We start from the raw sequence: 20,008 nt of genomic DNA on the forward strand, positions 1-20,008 counted from the left end.
GCGGTGCGTCGCTTCGTCGTTGCCGGCGGCACGGTTCAGCCGACCACCCGGGTGGCAGTGCTGTCCAGCCGGGGCGGAGTCTCGAAGGTATGGAAGGGGGCGGGCGAAGGCACTTCCCACTCCAGCCCCTCGGCGCCTTCCCAGGGTTTGGCGGGCGCGGGTTGCCCGCGCTTCCTCATTGCCGGCCACACGATGAAGAGGACGAAGTAGGCCTGTGCCAGCCCGAAGACGAAGGCGCCGATGCTGGCGATGTGGTTGAAGTCGGCAAACTGCATCGGATAGTCCGCATAGCGGCGCGGCATGCCGGCAAGGCCAAGAAAATGCAGCGGGAAGAAGCCGACGTTGAAGCTCACGATGGAGACCCAGAAGTGGATCTGGCCGCGGAGCTCGTCGTACATCACGCCGGTCCATTTGGGCGACCAGTAGTAGTAGCCAGAGAACATGGCAAACAGCGAGCCGGCCACCAGCACATAGTGGAAGTGCGCCACCACATAGTGGGTGTCGTGCACCTGGATGTCGATGGGCGAGATCGAAAGAATGACCCCGCTGAGCCCGCCGATCGAAAACACGAAGATGAAGCCCAGTGCAAACAGCATCGGGGTTTCGAGCGTCAGCGACGACTGCCACATCGTCGCGATCCAGTTGAACACCTTCACCGCCGTGGGCACCGCCACCAGCATGGTCGTGTACATGAAGAACAGCTGCCCCGTTACCGGCATGCCGGTGGTGAACATGTGGTGCGCCCACACGATGAACGACAGGATGGCGATGGACGCCGTGGCGTACACCATCGACGCATAGCCGAACAGCCGCTTGCGCGAGAAGGCCGGAACCACCTGGCTGATGATGCCGAAGGCCGGCAGGATCATGATGTAGACCTCCGGGTGGCCGAAGAACCAGAAGATGTGCTGGAACAGCACCGGGTCGCCGCCGCCCGCGGGGTTGAAGAAGCTGGTGCCGAAGTGGCGGTCGGTGAGCAGCATGGTCACCGCGCCGGCCAGCACCGGCATCACGGCGATCAGCAGGTAGGCGGTGATGAGCCAGGTCCAGCAGAACATCGGCATTTTCATGAGCTGCATGCCGGGAGCGCGCATGTTCAGGATGGTGACGATGATGTTGATGGCGCCCATGATCGAACTCGCGCCCATGATGTGCACCGCAAAAATGCCGGCGTCCATGGCGGGGCCCATCTGCAGGCTCAGCGGCGGGTAGAGCGTCCAGCCCGAAGCGGCGGCGCCGTCGGCCGTGAAGAAGGGCGCAATCAGCATCAGCCCGGCCGGCGGCAGCAGCCAGAAGCTGAAGTTGTTCATGCGCGCGAAGGCCATGTCCGATGCGCCGACCTGCAGCGGGATCATCCAGTTCGCAAAGCCGACGAACGCCGGCATGATGGCGCCGAACACCATGACCAGCCCGTGGATGGTGACGAACTGGTTGTACACCTCGGGGTTGAGCAGCTGCAGCCCCGGCTGAAAGAGCTCGGCGCGAATGCCCAGCGCCAGCACTCCGCCCACCATCAGCATGGTGAGGCTGAACAGCAGGTAGAGCGTGCCGATGTCCTTGTGGTTGGTGGCCAGCACCCACCGGCGCCAACCGTACGGCATGGCGTGGTGCTCATCATGCGCGTGGCCGTCCGGCACTGCATCGTTCGCCGCGGCAAGGGAAGAAAATTGATGCGGGGTGGAGCTCATGGTGGTGGCGCGTGGGTGAAGGCCATTCGCCCTCGGCAAGCCGCGTGCCCGGCGTGCTGCGCGGGTAAAGGCGATGGCGCGGGTGAGGGCGCGCTACGACTCGCGATCGGCCGCGGCCGGCATCCGGGCGCCAGCGAGCATGCGGCTGAACTCCGCGGCAAACCGGCGGCGCTGCGGCTCGGCCAGGTACACCGCAACGGGCACGCGGGTGCCGCCGCTGCACAGCGTGGGTGGCTCGGCGCTCGCCGTGCATTCGAGCCGCGTCCAGCAAGGGTTGAGGCGAACGGTGTGCGAGCGGAAGCCGCGCGTGCATCGCACTTCGAGCGCCTCGCCGGTGAGCACCAGCTGCTCGCCGTCGAGCGCATGAACCGCGTAGTGGACCATGGCAGCCAAAAGCGCAAGGGCCTGGCAGGCGCAGAAGGCCAGCACCAGCGGATAGCCTGCAATGCAGAACCCGATGCCGATCGCGCAGCTGATGCCGGCCGCCGCGCCGATGTGCAGCATGAAGACGCGCGGCTTCATTGAAACGTTGCGCCGAAGGTTCCAGCGCACCGGGGCGTGCGCGCTGCCGGGCTCGAAAACCTGGGCTTGTGCGTCGGCAAGTGCGGTGTGGTCGGCGGGGCTTGGCAACTTCTTCTCCGGCTGTGGGCACGATCGCGGAAACGGGGCGCGCGCCGCGCCTGTTTCGGCAAGCGGCATGCCCATGCGCGGTGCCGCCGGGGCTGTGGGTGCTATCCGACGGTGCCTGTGGACGTCTGCTGGCGCGGCGCCTTTACATGCGGCCGATGCTTGCTGCCGTGTGCCACTTTCTACGGAGCAGACAGGCATGAACAAGGATTCGGTCAAGCAGATCCGGCCCGGCGCGTTCTCGGAGTCGGTCGCGGGCGAAGAAGACCCGGGCGCATCGGTCGACCTGGTGCAACCCCCGCCCATGCAGCCCGGCGACGAGGCCCCGCGCGGCACTCCAGGGACCGGGGAAACCGTTTGCCGGCTGTGCGGCGGCAGCGGACGCCGCGAGGGCGGCGATAGCTGCCCCGAGTGCGGCGGCACGGGCAAGGTGAACGTGGGCGTTGGCGGCGGCTGAGCTCGCGGCGCAGGGCTTCAGCCGCTGCGGTCGTCGGGCGCCAGCCGCGCTACCCATGAGCCGATGCGCCCCCGCGAATAGGCCAGTGCGTGATAGAACGACAGCGCACCTTGCGCCCAGTGCACGTAGAGCGAACGGCCGCCCGCCCATCGTGCGGCTGCGAACAGGCGCCTGCTCCAGCGCGTAATGGCGGCGCGCATGCGGTAGATGAGCTTTCGGCGCCAGGGCAGCGTCCGGCCGGGGCGCACCCGCTTGACCGGTTGCAGGCCGCGGCGCCGCCAGGTGAGCCGGTAGGCCAGGCCTTCGCGCCGTTGGCGAAAACCCGCTGCCTGCGTTTGCGCGAGAAACGCCCCATCGACCGGGGCCAGGTTCAGGCGCCCGGCCGCCATGGCGTTGGCAACGAGCTCATGCAGCATCGGTGAGCGGACGATCACCACGTTGGTTCCGCGCCCGTCCGACGCATAGGGCTCCACCCATGCATCGCCGAAGGAAATGTCCGCCGTCTCCGAAACCACGTCGTCGCAGAAATTGCAGGCTTCGTTCTGGAAGAACCCCGATCCCCAGTCGCCCTCCGCCAGGTGGAACCAGTCGCGCTGCACACTGCGGCCATCGCGCAGCACGAACTGCGCGGTGTACCAGTTGGCGGGCCGCCGCTCGTCTTTCAGCCGGTATTCCACGCTGCGGATGTCTTCGACGTTCACGCCCATCTGGTAGGCGAAGCTCTCGACGAGGCGCGCGCTTTTCATGTGGCCGCAAAACAGGCCCAGCGTGAACGCGATACGCTCGCGCATCAGCGGGTCTTCGCGCCGCAACAGCTGCACGGCCTTGATGAAGCACGGCACGCCGACCACGGCATAGCGGCCGGGAACGGTGCGAATCGTCTCGAGCACTTCCGACATTTCCACCGGGTAGTAGCGCGACTTGGCGCCGGTGCCGATCTCCTCGGGCGTGCGCGACAGGCCATAGCGAAAGAAGCGGTCGCCTCCAGACGGCAGCACGTGGGCCACTGCGTCGACCAGCCCGGCGCGCAGCAGCTCTGAGGCGGTCCAGCTGACCATGCCCCCGGAACTGCCTTGTGCGCGAAAGCTTCCTTCGTCGGCATGCCCCACATAGGCGCCATCGAAACGGCCCACCAGCGCGTCGGTGTGAGCGGCACCGGGGAACAGGTCGTCTGCGACCTCGGTTTCGTTGCGCGCTGCCGGAGAGAAGGGGCATGTGCGCGAGAAGGCGGCGGGGCCCTGGCGCAGCCACTCCGCGGGGCCCTGGGGCTTGAGTTCGCCGTGCGCGTCGAGCCGCATGCGAGGCGCTTCGCCGTCGTTCGCGAAGGCAGCCGGCTGCTCGCTGCGCGACTGCGCGACGCAGCTGCCGCACCCGATGCAAAGGCCCGAGCGCACGATGCTGGCCGGTGTCAGCTGCGGCCGCGGCTCATGCATGGGCACGCTCCCGTGCGGGGACATCCAGTTCTTCCCGCAGCGCCTGATGGAGGTAGTTTGCCGACGAGGCGCGCAGGGCCGCAATGCGCGCCTCCACCGAAGACGCGAGAGCTTCGGACAACACCGCGTTGCAATGCGAAGCAGGCGTACCTGCATGCGCCAAGTGGTGCTGCGCGCCCAGTGCAGACAACAAATCGTGGATCTTTATCGCGCGGTAGGCCGAGTTCTCGCAGAGAAAGGGCTTGCGGTTTCGCAGTGCAAAGACGCAGCCGTGAAAGAAGTTGGTCGCCACCGCGTCCGCGTCGGCCATGAAGCGGGCGAAGTCTTCGGGTCCGGCGGCGAGCCACTGGGTGTCGGCCCAGTCGTTGCGGTAGCCGATGCTCACCAGGCGCATGTTCCGCTTGCGCGCCCACTCGCGCATGCGCGCCGCGAACCAGTCGCTGAAGTTGTGGCCATACACGGCCACATGGCGCGGCGGCCGCGCGCTCTTGCGGTGCAGCTCGACGGGTTCGGGCGGCGGTGCGAACTGCAGGCAAGGGTCGAGCACCAGTTCGGGCGCATGGCCCAGTGCCTTGCCCAGCAGCGCGCGAGAGTTGGCGTCGCGCACCGACACGCTTTGAAATTTGTGCAGCACGCTTGCCCACTGTTGCGGCAAACCGTGCTCGGCCGGGTAGTTGCCGAAGCTTGCCGCGTAGGCCACGAGCCGCCTGGCGCGGATCCGTTCACCGAAGAACAGCGGGCAGCGCCCGTACCAGGGATGGGAGAGGTTCCACACCTCGTCGCTGCCGACAACCACGGCGTCGAATGCCTCCATGCCCTGCGGGTTCTCCAGCGCGAACGGGCGCGAGAGCGGGAGCGAGGCGATCGACGCCAGGAACTTGCGCGTCTTGTGCGCATAGAGCGTGCGGTCCGCTGGAGAAACCGGGGTGGGCAGCACCGGCTGAAGGGCGCAGCGCCACTCGGCCATGTTCACGCGGTGCGAGTGATGGTCGAGCAGCACGGCGCAGTGGCCCATGTTTCGCAGTGCTTCCACCAGCAGGCGCGCCTGCCAGTAGGAGCCGTAGTTGATGCAGCGATGAAAGGTGAGCACGCCGATGTTCATCGGCTGCGCTGCGCAGGGCGCCGGCGGATGCGCGGACGAGTGCGCGGACGAGTCGAAGGCGAGGGTGAGGGCGGGCGGTTGCATCGGTCCGACGCTAGGCATTGCACCGCGGGCAATGCGTCGGACGACGTGCCGTCGGCCGGTGCGCGCGCCTCATGGCGATGGCAGTCGTCCTACTTGCCGGGAACCGGTGCCCCGTGCGCGTCATGCGGCCCGGGGCCGGTGGGGTCTGCAATCTGCATCGCCTTGCCTTTTTGCCAGCTGTCCGCGCCTTCGGCAATGGCGGGGGCGGGAATGTCCTCGCGGTTCTTTTTCTTCTCCGCGGAATCGACGCCGAAGCGCTTGTCGCGCTGCGCCACCATGTCGGCGTTGGCCTGCCCGTCGGCGGTGAATCCCATCATGAGCTGCGGAACGCCGGTGGGGAGTTCCTTGTGCATGTCGGTGTGCCAGGTGTGAAAGGTCTTGCCGTAGGTTCCGACGAGCTTCTTCATGAGCTCGTGCTCGGCGGCCTGCGGAATGCCGGGCGCGATGAGCTGGCCGGACTTGACCTCGTGCACATGGCTGTGCCACAAGGCCTTTTCCTGTGGCGGCAGCGACTTGAAAAGCCGCTCGCTCACGATGTATTCGACGCCCATGATCCTCGCGTTTTTCACATTGCCGTCATAGATCACGCACTGGATCAGCTCTTCGTTCAGTACCGAGCAGTAGTGGTGCGCCTCCATCTGGGCCTGCATGTTGCCGCTGTAGAAATGAAAGCCGTCCAGGTACGCGTTCAACGCATCGAGGGGCGGCTTGTCCTGCAGGGCAGCGGCGCCGGCTTCGAGCGTGGCGGTTTTTGCGCTCTTGCCGGCACCCGGCGAATCGACGCTGGAATCGGTATTGCTGCCGCCGCATGCCGCGAGCAGCCCGCCCAGGGCAAGCGGAAGGAGGAATCGCAATGGCGTGGCTTGCATGGTGGTCCTCAAGGGGGAGAAGCGAAAACAGCGACCATGCGCCACAGGCGCCCGCCGGCGGCAAGAGGCGGCCGACGCGGTGTGTAGGAACAGCGCGAAAACCCCCGTTGCCTGTGGGCTTGGCCGTTCTGCAAGGCGCAAACCGCGAAAATCAGGGAAAAAACCGACCTGAAATCCGGAATATGGCGGCCACAAGGGGCAGAATTTCAGAACCGAATGCCGTACGCGGCAGGCTCCGGGGCCGCGGCCCCGCAATGACATCTCAATGCCCACATCGAATCCGCCTTCGCCTTCTTCCGCCGACAAACGCAAGCTCACGCCCAGCACGCTGAGTTTCCCGGTCGTCGGCATTGGCGCCTCCGCGGGGGGGCTGGAGGCGCTGATCCGCTTCTTCGAGCAGATGCCGGCCGATGGGGGCATGGCTTTCGTCGTCATCCTGCACCTGTCGCCCAAGCATGAGAGCAATGCGGCTGCAATACTGCAGCGCTGCACGCAAATGCCTGTGATGCAGGTCACGCAGACGGTGCCGGTCGAAGCGGACCATGTGTATGTGATTCCGCCCGGCGTCGAACTGACGATGAACGACGGCCACCTGCAGGTGGCGCCCAGCGAGCGGGTCAAGGGCCAGCACCTGGCCGTGGACCTGTTCTTTCGCACCATGGCCGAAGTGCACAAGGAGCGGGCCGTCTGCGTCGTGATGTCGGGCACCGGAAGCGACGGCGCGGTGGGGCTCACGCGCGTGAAGGAGCACGGCGGACTTGCCATGGCGCAGTCGCCCGAAGACGCGGCGCACGACGGCATGCCGCGCGCCGCCATTGCAACGGGCATGGTCGACATCGTGCTGCCCGCCGCCGAAATGGGCGAACACCTGGTCGAGCATTGGCGCAACGCGCAGCGCATTCGCATGCCTTACGGCGAGAACGCGGAACTCGTGCAGGAGCCCGACACGGGCGATGCAGGCAGGCGGGCCGAAAAAGCGCTGCAGGAGATCATGGGCCTGCTGCGCACCTACACGCGGCACGACTTTCGGCACTACAAGCGCGCGACGGTGCTGCGCCGCATCGAACGCCGGCTGCAGGTGAACCGCCTGGCCGACCTGCCGGCCTACCGCGACTTCTTGCACGACCATCCCGATGAGGCGGTGCCGCTGCTGCAGGACATGCTCATCAGCGTGACCAACTTCTTTCGAGACCCCGAAGCCTTCGAGGCACTCGAGCAAGACGTGCTTCCCAAGCTGATCGAGGCCAGGCAGCCCGGCGAGCAGGTGCGCGCCTGGGTGGCGGGCTGCGCCACCGGCGAGGAGGCCTATTCGCTGAGCATCCTGCTGCGCGAGCAGATCGACCGGCAGGCCAAGCCGCTCGACGTACAGATCTTTGCCACCGACATCGACGGGCGGGCGATTTCCACGGCGCGCAGGGGACTCTATGCGCAGGGCATTGCGGAGGACATTTCTCCGTCTCGGCTGCAGCAGTTCTTTGTGCCCGAGCAGGACCAGTACCGCGTGACGACCTCGGTACGCGAGCCAGTGCTGTTTGCGCTGCACAACCTGCTGCGCGATCCGCCGTTCTCGCGGCTGGACATCATCTGCTGCCGCAACCTGCTGATCTACCTGGACCGTGCGGCGCAGGCGCATGTGCTGGAGATGTTCCGCATTGCGCTGCGGCCGGGGGGCTACTTGTTCCTGGGCACTTCGGAATCGATCGATGCGGTGGGCAGCCTCTTCACCGCGGTCGACAAGAAGAACCGCATCTACCGCGCGAACCCCGAATTGCCGACCGGGCGCCACATGCCGCTCATCAGCGACACGCCGTTCAAAGCGGGCTCGCCCGGCCCCATGGAAGCGCTGCGCTCGCCCAAGCGCGCCGAACGCCTGAGCTTTGCCGAGCTGCACCAGCGCGCGCTCGAGCAGTTCTCGCCGCCGAGCGTGCTGATCAACAGCGAGCACGAGGTGCTGCACCTGTCCAGCGGTGTCGGCCGGTTTCTCGAGCGCGCTGGGGGCGAGCCGTCGAACAACCTGTTGAACAACGTGCGGCCCGACTTGCGGCTGGAACTGCGCACCGCGCTCTTCAAGGCCGCACAAACCTCGGGCAGCGTGGAAACGCGCCTGATGCAGAGGCGGGACGACGGGAGCCAGGTGTTCCTGAACATCACCGTGCGCCCCCTGCAGCGGGGCGATGGCGAGGACAAGGACGCGCCGAGGCTCACGCTGGTGGTGTTCGACGAGGTCGAGGACAGCGTGCGTCCGGAAGGCGACGAGCCGGCCGATGCGGCGCGCGAGCTGCTCATCGGCCAGATGGAAGACCAGATTCGCCAGCTCAAGCTGCATCTGCAGGAAACCATCGAAGGCGCCGAAACCTCGACCGAGGAACTGAAGGCCTCCAACGAGGAACTGCAGGCCATCAACGAAGAGTTGCGCTCCGCCACCGAAGAGCTCGAGACCAGCAAGGAAGAGCTGCAGTCGATGAACGAGGAGCTCGTGACGGTGAACTTCGAGCTCAAGATGAAGGTGGAAGAGCGCGGCCACATCAACGACGACCTGCAGAACCTCATTGCCTCGTCGGAGATTGCAACGGTGTTCGTGAGCCGGGGCATGCACATCAAGCGCTACACGCCGCATGCGAGCAAGCTGTTCAACCTGATTCCGTCGGACCTGGGGCGTTCGCTGTTCGACATTACGAGCCGGCTCAACTACCCGGAGCTTGCGGAAGACACGGCCTCGGCTTTCAAGGATTTGCGCATTACCGAGCGGCACGTGACCAGCGTGGACGGGCGGCACTTCATGGCGCGAATACTCCCGTACCGCACGGCGGAAGACAAGATCGAAGGCGCGATCCTGAACTTCTTCGACATTACCGAGCTGCGCGCCGCGGAAGAGAGAGTGCGCGCGGGCGAAGAGCGGCTGCGCATGGTGGCCGCGACCACGCGCGACTTTGCCATCATCACCAGCGACGACCAGGGCCAGATCACCACCTGGAACGCCGGCGCCCAGCGCATCTTCGGCTACAGCGAGGAAGAGATGATCGGCCGGCCCCTGGCGGTGATCTTCACCGCCGAAGACCAGGCCAACGGCGTGCCCGAACGCGAGATGCGCCGCGCGGTGGAGCTTGGCCGGGCCGAAGACGAGCGCTGGCACCAGCGAAAGGACGGCAGCCGCTTTTTCTGCAGCGGCGTGACCACGCCGATGGAATCCGCCGCGGGCGGCGGCTTTGCCAAGATCGCGCGCGACATGACGGGCACCAAGCAGCATGAGCTTGCGCAGGAGCACAGGCTCTTCAAGGAAAAGAAGGCCAGTCTCAGCGCACAGGCGGCCAACGAGCTGAAGGATAAGTTCCTGGCGGTGATGTCGCACGAACTGAAGCAGCCGCTCAACCTCATCCAGATGAACGCCGAGCTGCTGATGCATATGCCGGCCACCGCAGAGGTACCGGCGGTGCGGCGGCTGGGCGAAACCATCAAGCGCGCCGTGGCGAGCCAGACGCGCATCATCAACGACCTGCTCGACCTCTCGCGCATCCGCACCGGCAAGCTGCGGCTCAATCGCGTGCCCGTCGACCTGGGCGAACTGGTGCAGACCACGGCGCAAGCCGCGGTGAACGATGTGGCGGGCAAGAAGCTGGCGCTGGACGCGAACTGCGAAGCCGGCGTGCTGTGCAACGGCGACCGCATACGCATGGAGCAGATCGTGTGGAACCTGCTCAGCAACGCGGTGAAGTTCACGCCGGACGGCGGCCGCATCACGGTGCGCGTTACAGCCGACGAGAGCTTCGGCAAGCTGACCGTGGCCGACACCGGCTGCGGCATTGCGGCGGAGTTCCTGCCGCATGTGTTCGGCATGTTCAACCAGGCCAGCAGCGACGCGACGCCCGCCAACGGCGGGCTCGGCATCGGCCTGGCACTGGTGCATGAACTGACGCGGGCCCACGGTGGCCGCGTCGAAGTGCATTCACCGGGGCTGGGCCTGGGGGCCGAGTTCAGCGTGTGGCTGCCCCGCGTGGGGGTGGCGGTAGAAGCGGTGGTGGAAAAAGCCCCGGCCGAAGTGAGCCTGCGCGGCTGGCGCGTGCTCGCGGTGGACGACTATGCCGACGCGCTGGCCCCGTTTGCCGAGGTGCTGAGGCTCGAGGGCGCGATTGTCGACATTGCGCCAAGCGCAAAAAAGGGCCTGGAACTGCTCGAATCGAATGTCTACGACCTGTTGGTGTCCGACCTCGGCATGCCCGAGATGGACGGCTACCAGTTCATAGCCGAAGTGCGGCGGCGGCCGGAGACGCGCGAGTTGCGCTCCATTGCCATGTCCGGCTTCGGCCGGCGCGCCGATGCACGCCGCGCGCTGGAGGCCGGCTTCAACGCGCACTTGCCCAAGCCCGCCTCCATCGACGAACTCAAGGCGGCCATCGGCAAGCTGTGAGCGTGTGTGCGCCTCAGGCGCCGTGCCGCAGCAGGAAGCCGTTGGCAGGCGCAATCCATTCGACCTCGTCGCTGGCATGTACGGCGGCTGGGTCGGCTGCGCCGGTGAACAGCGTGCGCTCCTCGGCCAGCAGAAACTGAAGCGCGGGAGCTGAGGTGCCGCCTGGAGCGGACCGGGCCACCAGCGTGGCGCCACCCAGGTCGAGCGATTCGCCAGGAGCAGGCCACAGCACCACGGCACCGGGCCACGACGATCGCAGGCTCTCGAGCGCGTTCTCGGCCGCCTCGGTGCGCGGGGCTGTCGAGAGCAGCCATCGCACCTCTCCCGGTGCCGCGTTGCGCAGCAGGTCGCTCGGCACCGTGCCGTGCGGCAGTGGGTCGATCAATGCCCACGAGCCGCTTTCGCCGCCGACGAAATAGCTGTTGGCACCCGGTTCCGCCGACGACGCGCCGGCGCTGCCCGTCACTCGCCGCACGCGGGCGGACAACTGCATGGCCAGGCCGGCCTCGAGCGCATAGCGCGCATGGCCGGTGCCATCGGGGTCGAGGCGGCTGATCTCCTGATAGGCCGCCTCGTCGATGTTCACCGCGCGTCGTCCGGCAGGCCCGTCGGCCAGGCGCGGCATGTTCAGCGCAATGCCGGCCAGGCCGCGCGCATGGGCCATGCAACTGGCGGTGCTTTCGAATGCGGCCAGCTGCTCGAGCGTACGGCGCGTCACGTTCATCAGCTTGAGCCCGCGGTCCGGGAGTACCGCGTCTGCGGGCTTGAGCCACATGTGCTCGACGGTTTCGCGGCCGTCCGGCTTCACGCTTTGTCCGGCGGGCATCTCTGCGATAAAAAAGCGGGTGTCGAAACGGCGCGGCATGCCAGGCGGCGTGAGCCAGTGGCTGAAGTACGCCAGCCGGTCGACCGCGAGACGCCAGCCTTGCGCATCGCACATGGCCAGCAGCGCGTCGGTGCCTTGCTCTGCGGCGTGCCGCATGGCTTCGAGGCGCGAGGCGGGCAACCGGTCGAGCTCGACCACGCGGTCTTCGGCATCGCAGGCGAACAGCACGCCCGCTTCCTCGAAGCATTCGCGCACGGCGGCGGCGTAGTAGTCGAGTCCGCCTTCGGCCACGCCGAGCCGCCTGCTCGCGCCTGCGTCATCGAGTCCCTTGCACATCAGGTGCAGGCTGCGGTCGTGCGTGTCGACCACGCCGCCGGGGAACACGCTGGCGCCGCTGTTCTGGTCGTCGGCCTTCTCGGCGCGGCGCAGCAGCAGCACTTCCATGCCCTCGGCGCCGTCGCGCAAGAGGATCAATGTGGCCGCAGTGCGGGTGGGGCGGGGCGCTGGCTGCGGCGGGTTCGCCGGGGCCGTTGCCGATGGCTTGGCATTCATGGGCGCCGATTGTCGGCCAACGGGCACCCGCCTTTCCACTGCACTTTCGCTTCAGTCCTTGGGTGTCAGCTGTCCTGCCGCACCGCCGGCGGAAGAGTTGGCGGACTTGCCCAGCGATGCGCCTTCGTTGACCTTGGGCGTGGCCACCGGGCCTTCGGATTTCTTGGTAACCGGCGCCCGCTGGCTCGTGGCGGGCTGAACGGTTCGCGGGCTGCGGGTAGGGTTCGGCTTGGATGGGCTCATGCATGCCTCCTGAATGAACCCACGTTACTGGCGCCTCTGCACGCCGGTGTCGGAGACAGCCTGCATGCCGGCGTAGGACGCGGCGCGAACAGAGCGCCCTAGATGGCGCGCTGGTTCACCCGCTTGGCAAGCTCTTCGGCGCTTTCCCGGCGCTCGCTGTAGCGGTCGACCAGGTAGCCGGCCGCATCGCGCGTGAGCAGGGTGAACTTCACCAGTTCTTCCATCACGTCGACCACCCGCTCGTAATAAGAAGAGGGCTTCATTCGCCCGGCTTCGTCGAACTCGAGAAAAGCCTTGGCAACGGAGGACTGGTTGGGAATGGTGAGCATGCGCATCCAGCGCCCGAGCACGCGCAACTGGTTTACCGCATTGAACGATTGCGAGCCACCCGACACCTGCATGACCGCGAGCGTCTTGCCCTGCGTGGGCCGGACGGCGCCCATGCTCAGCGGAATCCAGTCGATCTGCGCCTTCATGATGCCGGTCATCGAACCGTGGCGCTCGGGCGAGCACCACACCATTCCTTCGGCCCATTGCGCCAGGTCGCGCAGCTCCTGCACCTTGGGATGGTCGTCGGGGGCGCTGTCCGGCAGGGGCAGGCCGGCGGGGTTGAAGATGCGCGTCTCGCCGCCCATGGCCTGCAGCAGCCGTGCGGCTTCTTCGGTCAGCAAGCGGCTGTAGGAGCGGTCGCGCAGCGATCCGTACAGCAGCAGAAAGCGCGGTGCATGGCGCGCCGGTGCGTTGCCGGACAGGCGCTCGCGCGAGGGCCGGTCGAACAGGGCAGCATCGATGTTCGGAAGCTCAGGCAGCGGATTTGACACGGCGGCCCTCCGCATCGATGACGACTTCGCCGTCTTCCTTGGTGAAGGGGCCTTTTTGCGGCGAAGGAAGAATGTCGAGCACTTCTTCGGAAGGGCGGCACAGCCGGGTGCCCAGGGATGTGGCCACGATGGGCCGGTTGATCAGGATGGGGTGCGCAAGCATGAAGTCGACCAGTTGTTCGTCCGTCCACTTTGGATCGGCCAGCCCGAGTTCGGCATAGGGTGTTCCCTTTTCGCGCAGCAGCGCGCGGGGCTGCATCTTCATGGCGGCGAGCAGCTCGAGCAGGGTCTCCTTTCCGGGCGGCGTCTGGAGGTATTCGACGACGCGGGGCTCTTCGCCGCTGTTGCGGATCAGCGCCAGCGTGTTGCGCGAGGTGCCGCACGCCGGGTTGTGAAAGATGGTGATGGATGAGTTGGTCGATTGCATTTGACCAATTATGCAACTATTATTGAACTATGGAAGAACAAGACATCGTCAGGTCCCTGGCGGCACTGGCCCAGCCCGTGCGGCTTCAGGTGTTTCGCGCGCTGGTGGTGGCGGGCCCCGAGGGCCTCACCCCCGGTGCGCTGGTCAACGCGCTGGACGTCCAGGCCACCAGCCTCTCGTTCCACCTCAAGGAACTGACCCATTCCGGCCTTGTGACGCAAGAGCGAAGCGGCCGCAATCTCATATACCGCGCCGCCTTCGAAAAGATGAACGCGCTCATCGGCTACCTCACCGAAAACTGCTGCCAGGGCGAGGCTTGCCTGCCCGCAGCGGCGCAGGTTTGTGCGTGCTGAAATGAGCACCCATGCCGCGGCGGCTCTTGTATCGTCCGCACCCCCACCGGCCATCGGCTTCTTCGAGCGCTATCTCACGGTGTGGGTCGCGCTGTGCATCGTGGCCGGCATTGCGCTGGGCCAATGGATGCCCGGCGTGTTCCACGGCATCGCCTCGCTGGAGGTCGCCAAGGTCAACGTGCCGGTGGGCGTGCTCATCTGGGTGATGATCATCCCGATGCTGCTGAAGATCGACTTCGCAGCGCTCGGGCAGGTCAAGGCGCATTGGCGCGGCATCGGCGTCACGCTGTTCATCAACTGGGCGGTCAAGCCCTTCTCGATGGCGCTGCTGGGGTGGATCTTCATTCGCCATGTGTTCGCGCCGCTGCTGCCGCCGTCGCAGCTCGACAGCTACATCGCGGGCCTCATCCTGCTGGCGGCAGCGCCGTGCACGGCCATGGTGTTCGTGTGGAGCCAGCTGTGCAAGGGCGACCCGTACTTCACGCTCTCGCAGGTGGCGCTCAACGACGCGATCATGGTGGTGGCCTTCGCGCCGGTGGTTGCGCTCTTGCTCGGGCTGTCGTCCATCACCGTGCCGTGGGACACGCTGCTGACGTCGGTCGGCCTGTACATCGTGGTGCCGGTGATCATTGCGCAGTTGCTGCGAAAGCACCTGCTCAAGAAAGGCACGGCGCACTTCCAGGCCGTTACGGCGCGGCTTGGTCCGTGGTCGATCTCGGCGCTGCTGCTTACGCTGGTGCTGCTGTTCGCCTTCCAGGGCGAAGCCATCATCGGCCAGCCGCTGGTGATTGCATTGCTCGCGGTGCCCATCCTCATCCAGGTGTTCCTGAACTCAGGGTTGGCCTACCTGCTCAACCGCAAGCTGGGCGTGGCGCACTGCGTGGCCGGTCCGTCGGCGCTGATCGGCGCCAGCAACTTCTTCGAGCTTGCGGTGGCCACCGCCATCAGCCTGTTCGGCTTTCAATCGGGTGCCGCGCTGGCAACCGTGGTGGGCGTGCTGATCGAGGTGCCGGTGATGCTGCTGGTGGTTGCCGTGGTCAACCGGTCGCAAGGGTGGTATGAACGAGGCACGAAGAAGGCCTGAGCGGAAGGGCGCGATCGCAGCCGTGTTTGACGTGGCTCTTGGCGTGCGTCCTCATCGCCCGCCCATCACCGGCCCCTGCTGCTGGTTGGCTTGCGCTGCGGCCTGTGCCTGAGCCTGAGCCTGGGCGCGCTCGATCGCGCGCTGCTCGTCGAACTGCTGCACGTCCTGCATGGTCTGCTGCATTGTGCGCAAAGGCTCCGTGGCTTCAAGAGTGGCGTATCGGCCGGGCAACGAGGTCGACCTGAACAGAACTGTTCCGTTGATGCCGTGGACGTCGCCCAGATCGTCGGGCTTCCTGATGTTCGACATGTAGCAGGCCGCCGTCGCCTGTGCCACCCATCTCGGAGACGTACCCTCGGGAAGCACCTCTTTGAGGGTGTTGTACAGCGCATGCTGGGGATGACGCGGGTCGCTGAATTCGCGCAGAAGCGGGCGGCTCGCATCAGCCGCGGCAGTGGCGGCAGTTTCGGATATCGGGTCCCTCTCATCTCGCTCATCGCGTCGCTCCAGGCCGTCTGGCCTGCGCTGCTCGGCCATGCGTGCCACCTGCTCCCGCATCGCGGCCAATTCGGCCTGCGCCGCAGCCGCCCGGGCCTGTGCCGCAGCCGCCTCGGCCTGCGCCGCCGCAATGGCTGCCGCAGCGGGTTGGGCCATCGGCTGCGAAGGTGGGAGCGTGGCGGCTCGCTCCCCGGCGGCGCCTTGGCGGTTCGGCACATGCTCTTCTCGGCTTGGGGCCGGCGCCTGCTCCTGCACGCGCTCCTGCGTGCGCTCCACCGAAGACTGCCGCGTCCGCTGAGGGCTCGGCTCGTTCTTGAACCGCTCCCTGTCCTGCGCCAGCGCAATCTCCAGGTCGCGCATATGGGCCTGCTCCTGCGCCAGGTGCATCCGGTACAACGGGCTGCCCTTGTCCATCTGGGATGTATCCAGCTTGCCCACGGGCCGCAACGAGCCCGGGGAAATCTGCTCGGGTTCGTCGCGGCGCCGGTGCGCCTCGGCAAAGCTCATGCCGCCCGGCGTGGGCACGACGCGCGATTCATGCGTGGTGATCTGGGGAATGGGGTCCTGCTGCGCAGGAGCCGTTGCAGGCGCAGTCGTCCTGAACGAACCGGGGATGGCGTGGACAGCGCCCTCTTCGTTCCGTGCGGGATTCTGCGGCGCCGCACTTTGCAACTGCGTGCCGTCGGCCGCGTAGGTTCGAACCTCAGTTGCCGACTGCGTAACGTTGCCCGCGCCATCGCGCCGGGTGATGGTCTCGGTTTCTGTGTAATGGCCGGTTGCGGCATCGCGAGCCCAGATGGTCGTGTGGGCCCTGCCTTCATGAATCACCGTTGCGGCCAGTCCCAGAGGCGAGCCGTCAGGAGCGAACCCATCCTCGACGGATGGGCCGCCAGCCTTGGCGGGTGTGCCCCCGGCTTGCTCCATGACACCCGTTTCGCGGTTGAGCGTCCAGTGAACGCCGCTTTGATAGTCGCTGGTTGCCACCAGGCGAAAGCCGTCCGGAGACGCACTGTGGTTCTCGTAGGTTTTCTCGCCGAGAAGCTCGCCGCGGGCTCTGTCGACTTCCTGCACGATGCGGCTGGCGGAGCCATCGGCATTGCGCACGTCCAGGATGTTCAGGGCTTGGCCCGGCTCGGGCGACCGAGCCCAGGTCTGGGTGGCGTGGGCACCGATGGCGGAGGGGGTGCCCCACAGCAGTCCATTGGGCCCCATGTTGTTGGCCGAATGGATCTCGCTGCGCGCAAATGCTTCCCGCAAAGCTTCGCGCTGCTGCTGGGCGGCCTCTGCCTGAGCCTGGGTCAGCTGCGATTCGAAGCCCGCCGCCTGAAGGTAGCTGCCGGTGAGTTCGGCCGCCTTGGCGCCGCTGACGACTTCCACATAGCGGCTGGGCAGCGCGAGGTTGTCCTGGATCGAGAACCAGGTGTACTTGCCTTCGATCTGCACCAGCGCGTATTGGCTTCCGTCCGATGTCGTGACAGTCGGTATCAGCGCTGTGTTGTTGGGCAGCGTCAGCGGCGGGCCGAGTTTGTCGGGAGTGTCGCCGCCTGTGAGATAGGTGCCGAGGGACTTGGCGCCTTGGGCGCCTGCGAAGGCGCCCGCAAGACCTCCGACAAACGCACCACCCGCTGACACGTATGGACCAAATGGCGCAAGTGCACCACCTAGGAGGCGTGCGCCCAACACGGCACTGCCCGCTTGCCCGCCAACGCCAATGGACTCGGTTAGAGCTTCTGCTCCGTTGCCTTGCACAACATGTTGGCCGACGTTGAGCGCGTCATTGATACCTCCTGCCAACGTAGCCGCGGACACAATGCGGGCTGCAACAAGCGCCGCAGAAGGTATGCCGATCGCGGCTTTAGCAGCACCCTGCTCGATGCCTGAAACGACAGCCGAAGGGCCATCAGAAAGCACCTCAATCGTGCCAGCGCGCCGACGCGATGCTGCCGCAAAGATGGCTGCGTTGGCCTGGAAGGTACCAGCATTAGATATTGTCGATAGCGATTCTCCCGAGAATGCGAAAACGTTTGAGACTTGAATGAGTGCGTTTGGAGTGGAAATCGGGTCACTCATGACGATGGCTTCTTATGTTGCGTGGGATATAGCCGGTGCACCAAGCTAGCAGCCAAACAGCTGCGGCAGTAGCACATGCGACAGGAATGTGTGAGAACGCGATGCTCCCAAATGCTGATCTGCCGAGAGGCGCGGCGAACAACGTACGGGTCAGCCTGAGGCTCGGATCGACCCACCATAAATTGATTGACCAAAGGATGACGAATGCAACCGCCAAAAGCGCCGAGAGCATAGTCCGTGGAGTGGAATGCCACATGGAGTAACCACGCTTTCTTCCACTGATCAGTTCTCCAACCACCATGGCGCATAGCAACGGACTTGCGGCCCATAGCACCGAGAAGTAAAAGCGATTCACATCCGGCTTGATGTTCAGCGCCGTAATGCGATCAATCTGAGGAACAATGGAAGCTATGAAATCGCTGAAGTCCCGAGCCCATGCGTTGGCCCGCAGGATGTCATCGGGGATCAGCAGACCCACGACTGCCATGACAAGGTAGTACGTCACGAGCGCAAGACCAAAGGGGTTGCGCCAGGCAGATGTCTCAGTTTGAGCAACGGGTGTGGATTTGCTCATGTGGCCTTCTTCCGGAATTCACCACTTGCCGGATAGCCGTTGCCCTGAACAACGTGACGTCCACCGATACCATCGTGGAAGAAAAATACGCTTCCAACATGGACGGTTGAGATAGGCTTATTCATGGTGCTTTTCCTTACCGTTGCGAGAGATGTAGCCATTGAGACAACCGACACACCAAACCATCAGAGCAGCAATACAAAATACTGCCCCGATATAGAACGCTAGCTGCGCAAAAAAACTGCGACCAATGGTCGATCCAAAAAGGAAAAGAGAGAGGCGCATCGAGGATTCGACGAACCACAAGTGTTGAGTCCATGCAAGCATCATTGCGAGTCCGCACATGGACAGGAGCACTTTCCTAAGTGGGGTATCCCACAGCTTCCGAAGAGTTGAGCGTGTCCGATAAATATTGAGAAACAGCAATCCAAACAAGGCTGGACTGGTCGCCCACAGGATTGAGAAGTAAAAGCGGTTCACGCCCGGCTCAATGTCCAGCGCAGTGATTCGATCGATCTGAGGAACGAAAGAAGCCATGAAGTCGCTGAAGTCTCGCTTCCATGCGTTCCCTTCAAGGACGCTGTCTGGGAGAAAAACACCGAGCCCGACCATGGCGCTGAAATAGATCAACTGCGCAATAACCAACGGACTTCCCCAGTGAGACGTACTGGTCGAATTGCTGCCAGAGAGTCGGCTCATTTTCTTCCCTTCCTACTTTCGATTAAGGATAGATCGGTAGCATCTAGTCGGTTGCCCTGCGCGATGTCGGTCGATGGTGAATGCGTCATTGACATCTGCCTACGCCGTGGCGGCCGACACGAAGTGGCCGGTAACAAGCGCCGAGAAGATATGCCGACCGAGGCGCTTGCAGCGCCATGCTCAACGCCTGAAACGACGGCCGATGGTCTGTCGGAAAGCACTTCTACCGTGCCAATGCGTTGACGCGGCATCGCTGTACTAAGAATGGCGGCGTTGACTTCGAAGCTGCCGCCGTTAGCAATCGCGGTGAGCGATCCTTCACTGAAAAGAAAGATCCTTCCAATTTGGACAGTTGAACTTTTATCGAATTTTGGTTCGGTCATCGCGCCCCTCCTTCATATTGCGGGGTATGTACCCAGTTATCCATCCTGAAAACAGGACAACGAAGCCGGCACCAAGCACAGCTGATCCAAAGGCGTACACCGAACTCCCCCAGAAGCTACGCCCGAGTGTGTTGCCCAACATCAGCCTCAGTTGACGGTTCGTTACGTCTTCCATCCAGTACATCCACTGCGCACACACGACGATCACCACGCAGATGGACATGAGTCCGATTGCCTTGAACAGTGGCATGGTCCACATGGCGTAGCCGCGTTTTCGCCCATCCCACACCAACAAGAGCGAGATTGCGAACAAGATCGGATTACCGGCCCACAGAACGGAGAAATAGAAACGATTCACGTCGGGCCTGATGTTCAGCGCCGTAATGCGATCGATCTGAGGAACGACGGAAGCCATGAAATCGCTGAAGTCCCGAGCCCATGCGTTGGCCTGGAGGATGTCGTCGGGAATCAGCAAGCCCACAACGGCCATGACAAGGTAGTACGCCACCAACGCAAGACCAAAGGGGTTGCGCCAGGCAGAAGCCGTGGTTTGAGCAACGGGCGTGGATTTGCTCATGCGGCCTTCTTTGAGAGTTCATCGCCTGCCGGATAGCCGTTGCGCCGAACAACCTGCTGTCCAACGTCGGCCGCCCGCGGGCAATGCATCAATTTGGTTCGCAATTCGGGGCAGATGGTCATGGTGTTTCCCTTTGGCTGTGGTGCCTTGTGTTTCGAGCGAGTGACCTCGGCAGTTCAGGCGCACGGTTTCACCTGATGTGGTCGTTCGATGTCGGCTCATTACAGGCCGGGATT

At 64.8% G+C, this 20,008-nt stretch carries 20 protein-coding genes; 4 read left to right on the top strand and 16 right to left on the bottom strand.

Annotated elements, in window-relative coordinates; all coding sequences use genetic code 11:
* Window positions 1-35: 35 nt before the first annotated feature.
* Both ctaD and GOQ09_RS09910 read right to left on the bottom strand, forming a co-directional pair.
* Window positions 36-1,601: a cytochrome c oxidase subunit I gene (gene ctaD, locus GOQ09_RS09905; protein ID WP_242631115.1), complete on the bottom strand. Its 1,566-nt coding sequence runs from the start codon at window positions 1,599-1,601 to the stop codon at window positions 36-38.
* A 180-nt stretch (window positions 1,602-1,781) separates the two neighbouring features.
* Window positions 1,782-2,318, bottom strand: coding sequence for a DUF2244 domain-containing protein (locus GOQ09_RS09910; RefSeq protein ID WP_157613269.1), 537 nt, complete (start codon window positions 2,316-2,318; stop codon window positions 1,782-1,784).
* A 196-nt stretch (window positions 2,319-2,514) separates the two neighbouring features.
* On the opposite strand from GOQ09_RS09910, the gene GOQ09_RS09915 reads away from it, so the two are divergent.
* Window positions 2,515-2,772: a hypothetical protein gene (locus tag GOQ09_RS09915; protein WP_157613270.1), complete on the top strand. Its 258-nt coding sequence runs from the start codon at window positions 2,515-2,517 to the stop codon at window positions 2,770-2,772.
* Between the two features lie 17 nt (window positions 2,773-2,789).
* On the opposite strand, the gene GOQ09_RS09920 is transcribed toward GOQ09_RS09915, so the two are convergent.
* The 3 genes from GOQ09_RS09920 to GOQ09_RS09930 form a co-directional block, all read right to left on the bottom strand.
* The gene (locus tag GOQ09_RS09920; protein WP_242631056.1) at window positions 2,790-4,229 is read right to left on the bottom strand and encodes a Coenzyme F420 hydrogenase/dehydrogenase, beta subunit C-terminal domain; all 1,440 of its coding nucleotides are present in this window, start codon (window positions 4,227-4,229) and stop codon (window positions 2,790-2,792) included.
* On the bottom strand, window positions 4,198-5,391 hold the full coding sequence (locus tag GOQ09_RS09925) for a polysaccharide pyruvyl transferase family protein (RefSeq protein WP_242631057.1): 1,194 nt from the start codon (window positions 5,389-5,391) through the stop codon (window positions 4,198-4,200). Before GOQ09_RS09925 ends, GOQ09_RS09920 begins: the two co-directional genes overlap by 32 nt.
* Before the next feature lie 89 nt (window positions 5,392-5,480).
* Window positions 5,481-6,260: an OBAP family protein gene (locus tag GOQ09_RS09930; protein WP_157613271.1), complete on the bottom strand. Its 780-nt coding sequence runs from the start codon at window positions 6,258-6,260 to the stop codon at window positions 5,481-5,483.
* Window positions 6,261-6,525: 265 nt separating this feature from the next.
* On the opposite strand from GOQ09_RS09930, the gene GOQ09_RS09935 reads away from it, so the two are divergent.
* Complete coding sequence (locus GOQ09_RS09935) at window positions 6,526-10,665, top strand: CheR family methyltransferase (protein ID WP_157613272.1); 4,140 nt, start codon at window positions 6,526-6,528, stop codon at window positions 10,663-10,665.
* Between the two features lie 13 nt (window positions 10,666-10,678).
* Here the strand turns inward: GOQ09_RS09935 and GOQ09_RS09940 are convergent, their stop codons facing one another.
* The 4 genes from GOQ09_RS09940 to arsC all read right to left on the bottom strand — a co-directional run bounded on the left by GOQ09_RS09940 (window position 10,679) and on the right by arsC (window position 13,534).
* Complete coding sequence (locus tag GOQ09_RS09940) at window positions 10,679-12,043, bottom strand: NUDIX domain-containing protein (RefSeq protein ID WP_157613273.1); 1,365 nt, start codon at window positions 12,041-12,043, stop codon at window positions 10,679-10,681.
* Window positions 12,044-12,094: 51 nt separating this feature from the next.
* Complete coding sequence (locus tag GOQ09_RS09945; RefSeq protein ID WP_157613274.1) at window positions 12,095-12,286, bottom strand: hypothetical protein; 192 nt, start codon at window positions 12,284-12,286, stop codon at window positions 12,095-12,097.
* Window positions 12,287-12,384: 98 nt separating this feature from the next.
* The gene (gene arsH, locus GOQ09_RS09950) at window positions 12,385-13,122 is read right to left on the bottom strand and encodes an arsenical resistance protein ArsH (RefSeq protein WP_157613275.1); all 738 of its coding nucleotides are present in this window, start codon (window positions 13,120-13,122) and stop codon (window positions 12,385-12,387) included.
* Window positions 13,088-13,534 carry an arsenate reductase (glutaredoxin) gene (gene arsC, locus GOQ09_RS09955; RefSeq protein ID WP_157613276.1) on the bottom strand — a complete coding sequence of 149 codons (447 nt, stop codon included), beginning with the start codon at window positions 13,532-13,534 and terminating at the stop codon, window positions 13,088-13,090. Before arsC ends, arsH begins: the two co-directional genes overlap by 35 nt.
* Before the next feature lie 29 nt (window positions 13,535-13,563).
* On the opposite strand from arsC, the gene GOQ09_RS09960 reads away from it, so the two are divergent.
* Both GOQ09_RS09960 and arsB read left to right on the top strand, forming a co-directional pair.
* Window positions 13,564-13,887 carry an ArsR/SmtB family transcription factor gene (locus GOQ09_RS09960; RefSeq protein ID WP_157613277.1) on the top strand — a complete coding sequence of 108 codons (324 nt, stop codon included), beginning with the start codon at window positions 13,564-13,566 and terminating at the stop codon, window positions 13,885-13,887.
* Between the two features lies 1 nt (window position 13,888).
* A complete protein-coding gene (gene arsB, locus GOQ09_RS09965) occupies window positions 13,889-14,971 on the top strand; it encodes an ACR3 family arsenite efflux transporter (protein ID WP_157613278.1) in 1,083 nt (360 codons plus the stop codon).
* A 51-nt stretch (window positions 14,972-15,022) separates the two neighbouring features.
* Here arsB and GOQ09_RS26485 read toward each other — a convergent pair whose 3' ends face one another.
* From GOQ09_RS26485 to GOQ09_RS26495, 7 genes are read right to left on the bottom strand one after another with little or no spacing between them, the layout of a single operon-like run.
* Window positions 15,023-17,539 carry a hypothetical protein gene (locus GOQ09_RS26485; RefSeq protein WP_157613279.1) on the bottom strand — a complete coding sequence of 839 codons (2,517 nt, stop codon included), beginning with the start codon at window positions 17,537-17,539 and terminating at the stop codon, window positions 15,023-15,025.
* Window positions 17,532-18,113 (bottom strand): hypothetical protein, encoded by a 582-nt coding sequence (locus GOQ09_RS09975; RefSeq protein WP_157613280.1) that lies wholly within the window; start codon window positions 18,111-18,113, stop codon window positions 17,532-17,534. Before GOQ09_RS09975 ends, GOQ09_RS26485 begins: the two co-directional genes overlap by 8 nt.
* The gene (locus tag GOQ09_RS26490; RefSeq protein WP_278189366.1) at window positions 18,110-18,238 is read right to left on the bottom strand and encodes a hypothetical protein; all 129 of its coding nucleotides are present in this window, start codon (window positions 18,236-18,238) and stop codon (window positions 18,110-18,112) included. The genes GOQ09_RS09975 and GOQ09_RS26490 overlap by 4 nt, the downstream gene beginning before the upstream one ends.
* On the bottom strand, window positions 18,231-18,812 hold the full coding sequence (locus tag GOQ09_RS09980; RefSeq protein ID WP_157613281.1) for a hypothetical protein: 582 nt from the start codon (window positions 18,810-18,812) through the stop codon (window positions 18,231-18,233). Before GOQ09_RS09980 ends, GOQ09_RS26490 begins: the two co-directional genes overlap by 8 nt.
* Entirely contained in the window at window positions 18,809-19,195 is a 387-nt protein-coding gene (locus GOQ09_RS09985) for a hypothetical protein (RefSeq protein ID WP_157613282.1), read from the bottom strand. Before GOQ09_RS09985 ends, GOQ09_RS09980 begins: the two co-directional genes overlap by 4 nt.
* Complete coding sequence (locus GOQ09_RS09990) at window positions 19,173-19,772, bottom strand: hypothetical protein (RefSeq protein WP_157613283.1); 600 nt, start codon at window positions 19,770-19,772, stop codon at window positions 19,173-19,175. The genes GOQ09_RS09985 and GOQ09_RS09990 overlap by 23 nt, the downstream gene beginning before the upstream one ends.
* Complete coding sequence (locus GOQ09_RS26495) at window positions 19,769-19,894, bottom strand: hypothetical protein (RefSeq protein ID WP_278189367.1); 126 nt, start codon at window positions 19,892-19,894, stop codon at window positions 19,769-19,771. The genes GOQ09_RS09990 and GOQ09_RS26495 overlap by 4 nt, the downstream gene beginning before the upstream one ends.
* Between the last annotated feature and the right edge of the window lie 114 nt (window positions 19,895-20,008).

It is taken from the genome of Variovorax paradoxus, assembly GCF_009755665.1.
Classification (GTDB): domain Bacteria; phylum Pseudomonadota; class Gammaproteobacteria; order Burkholderiales; family Burkholderiaceae_C; genus Variovorax; species Variovorax paradoxus_G.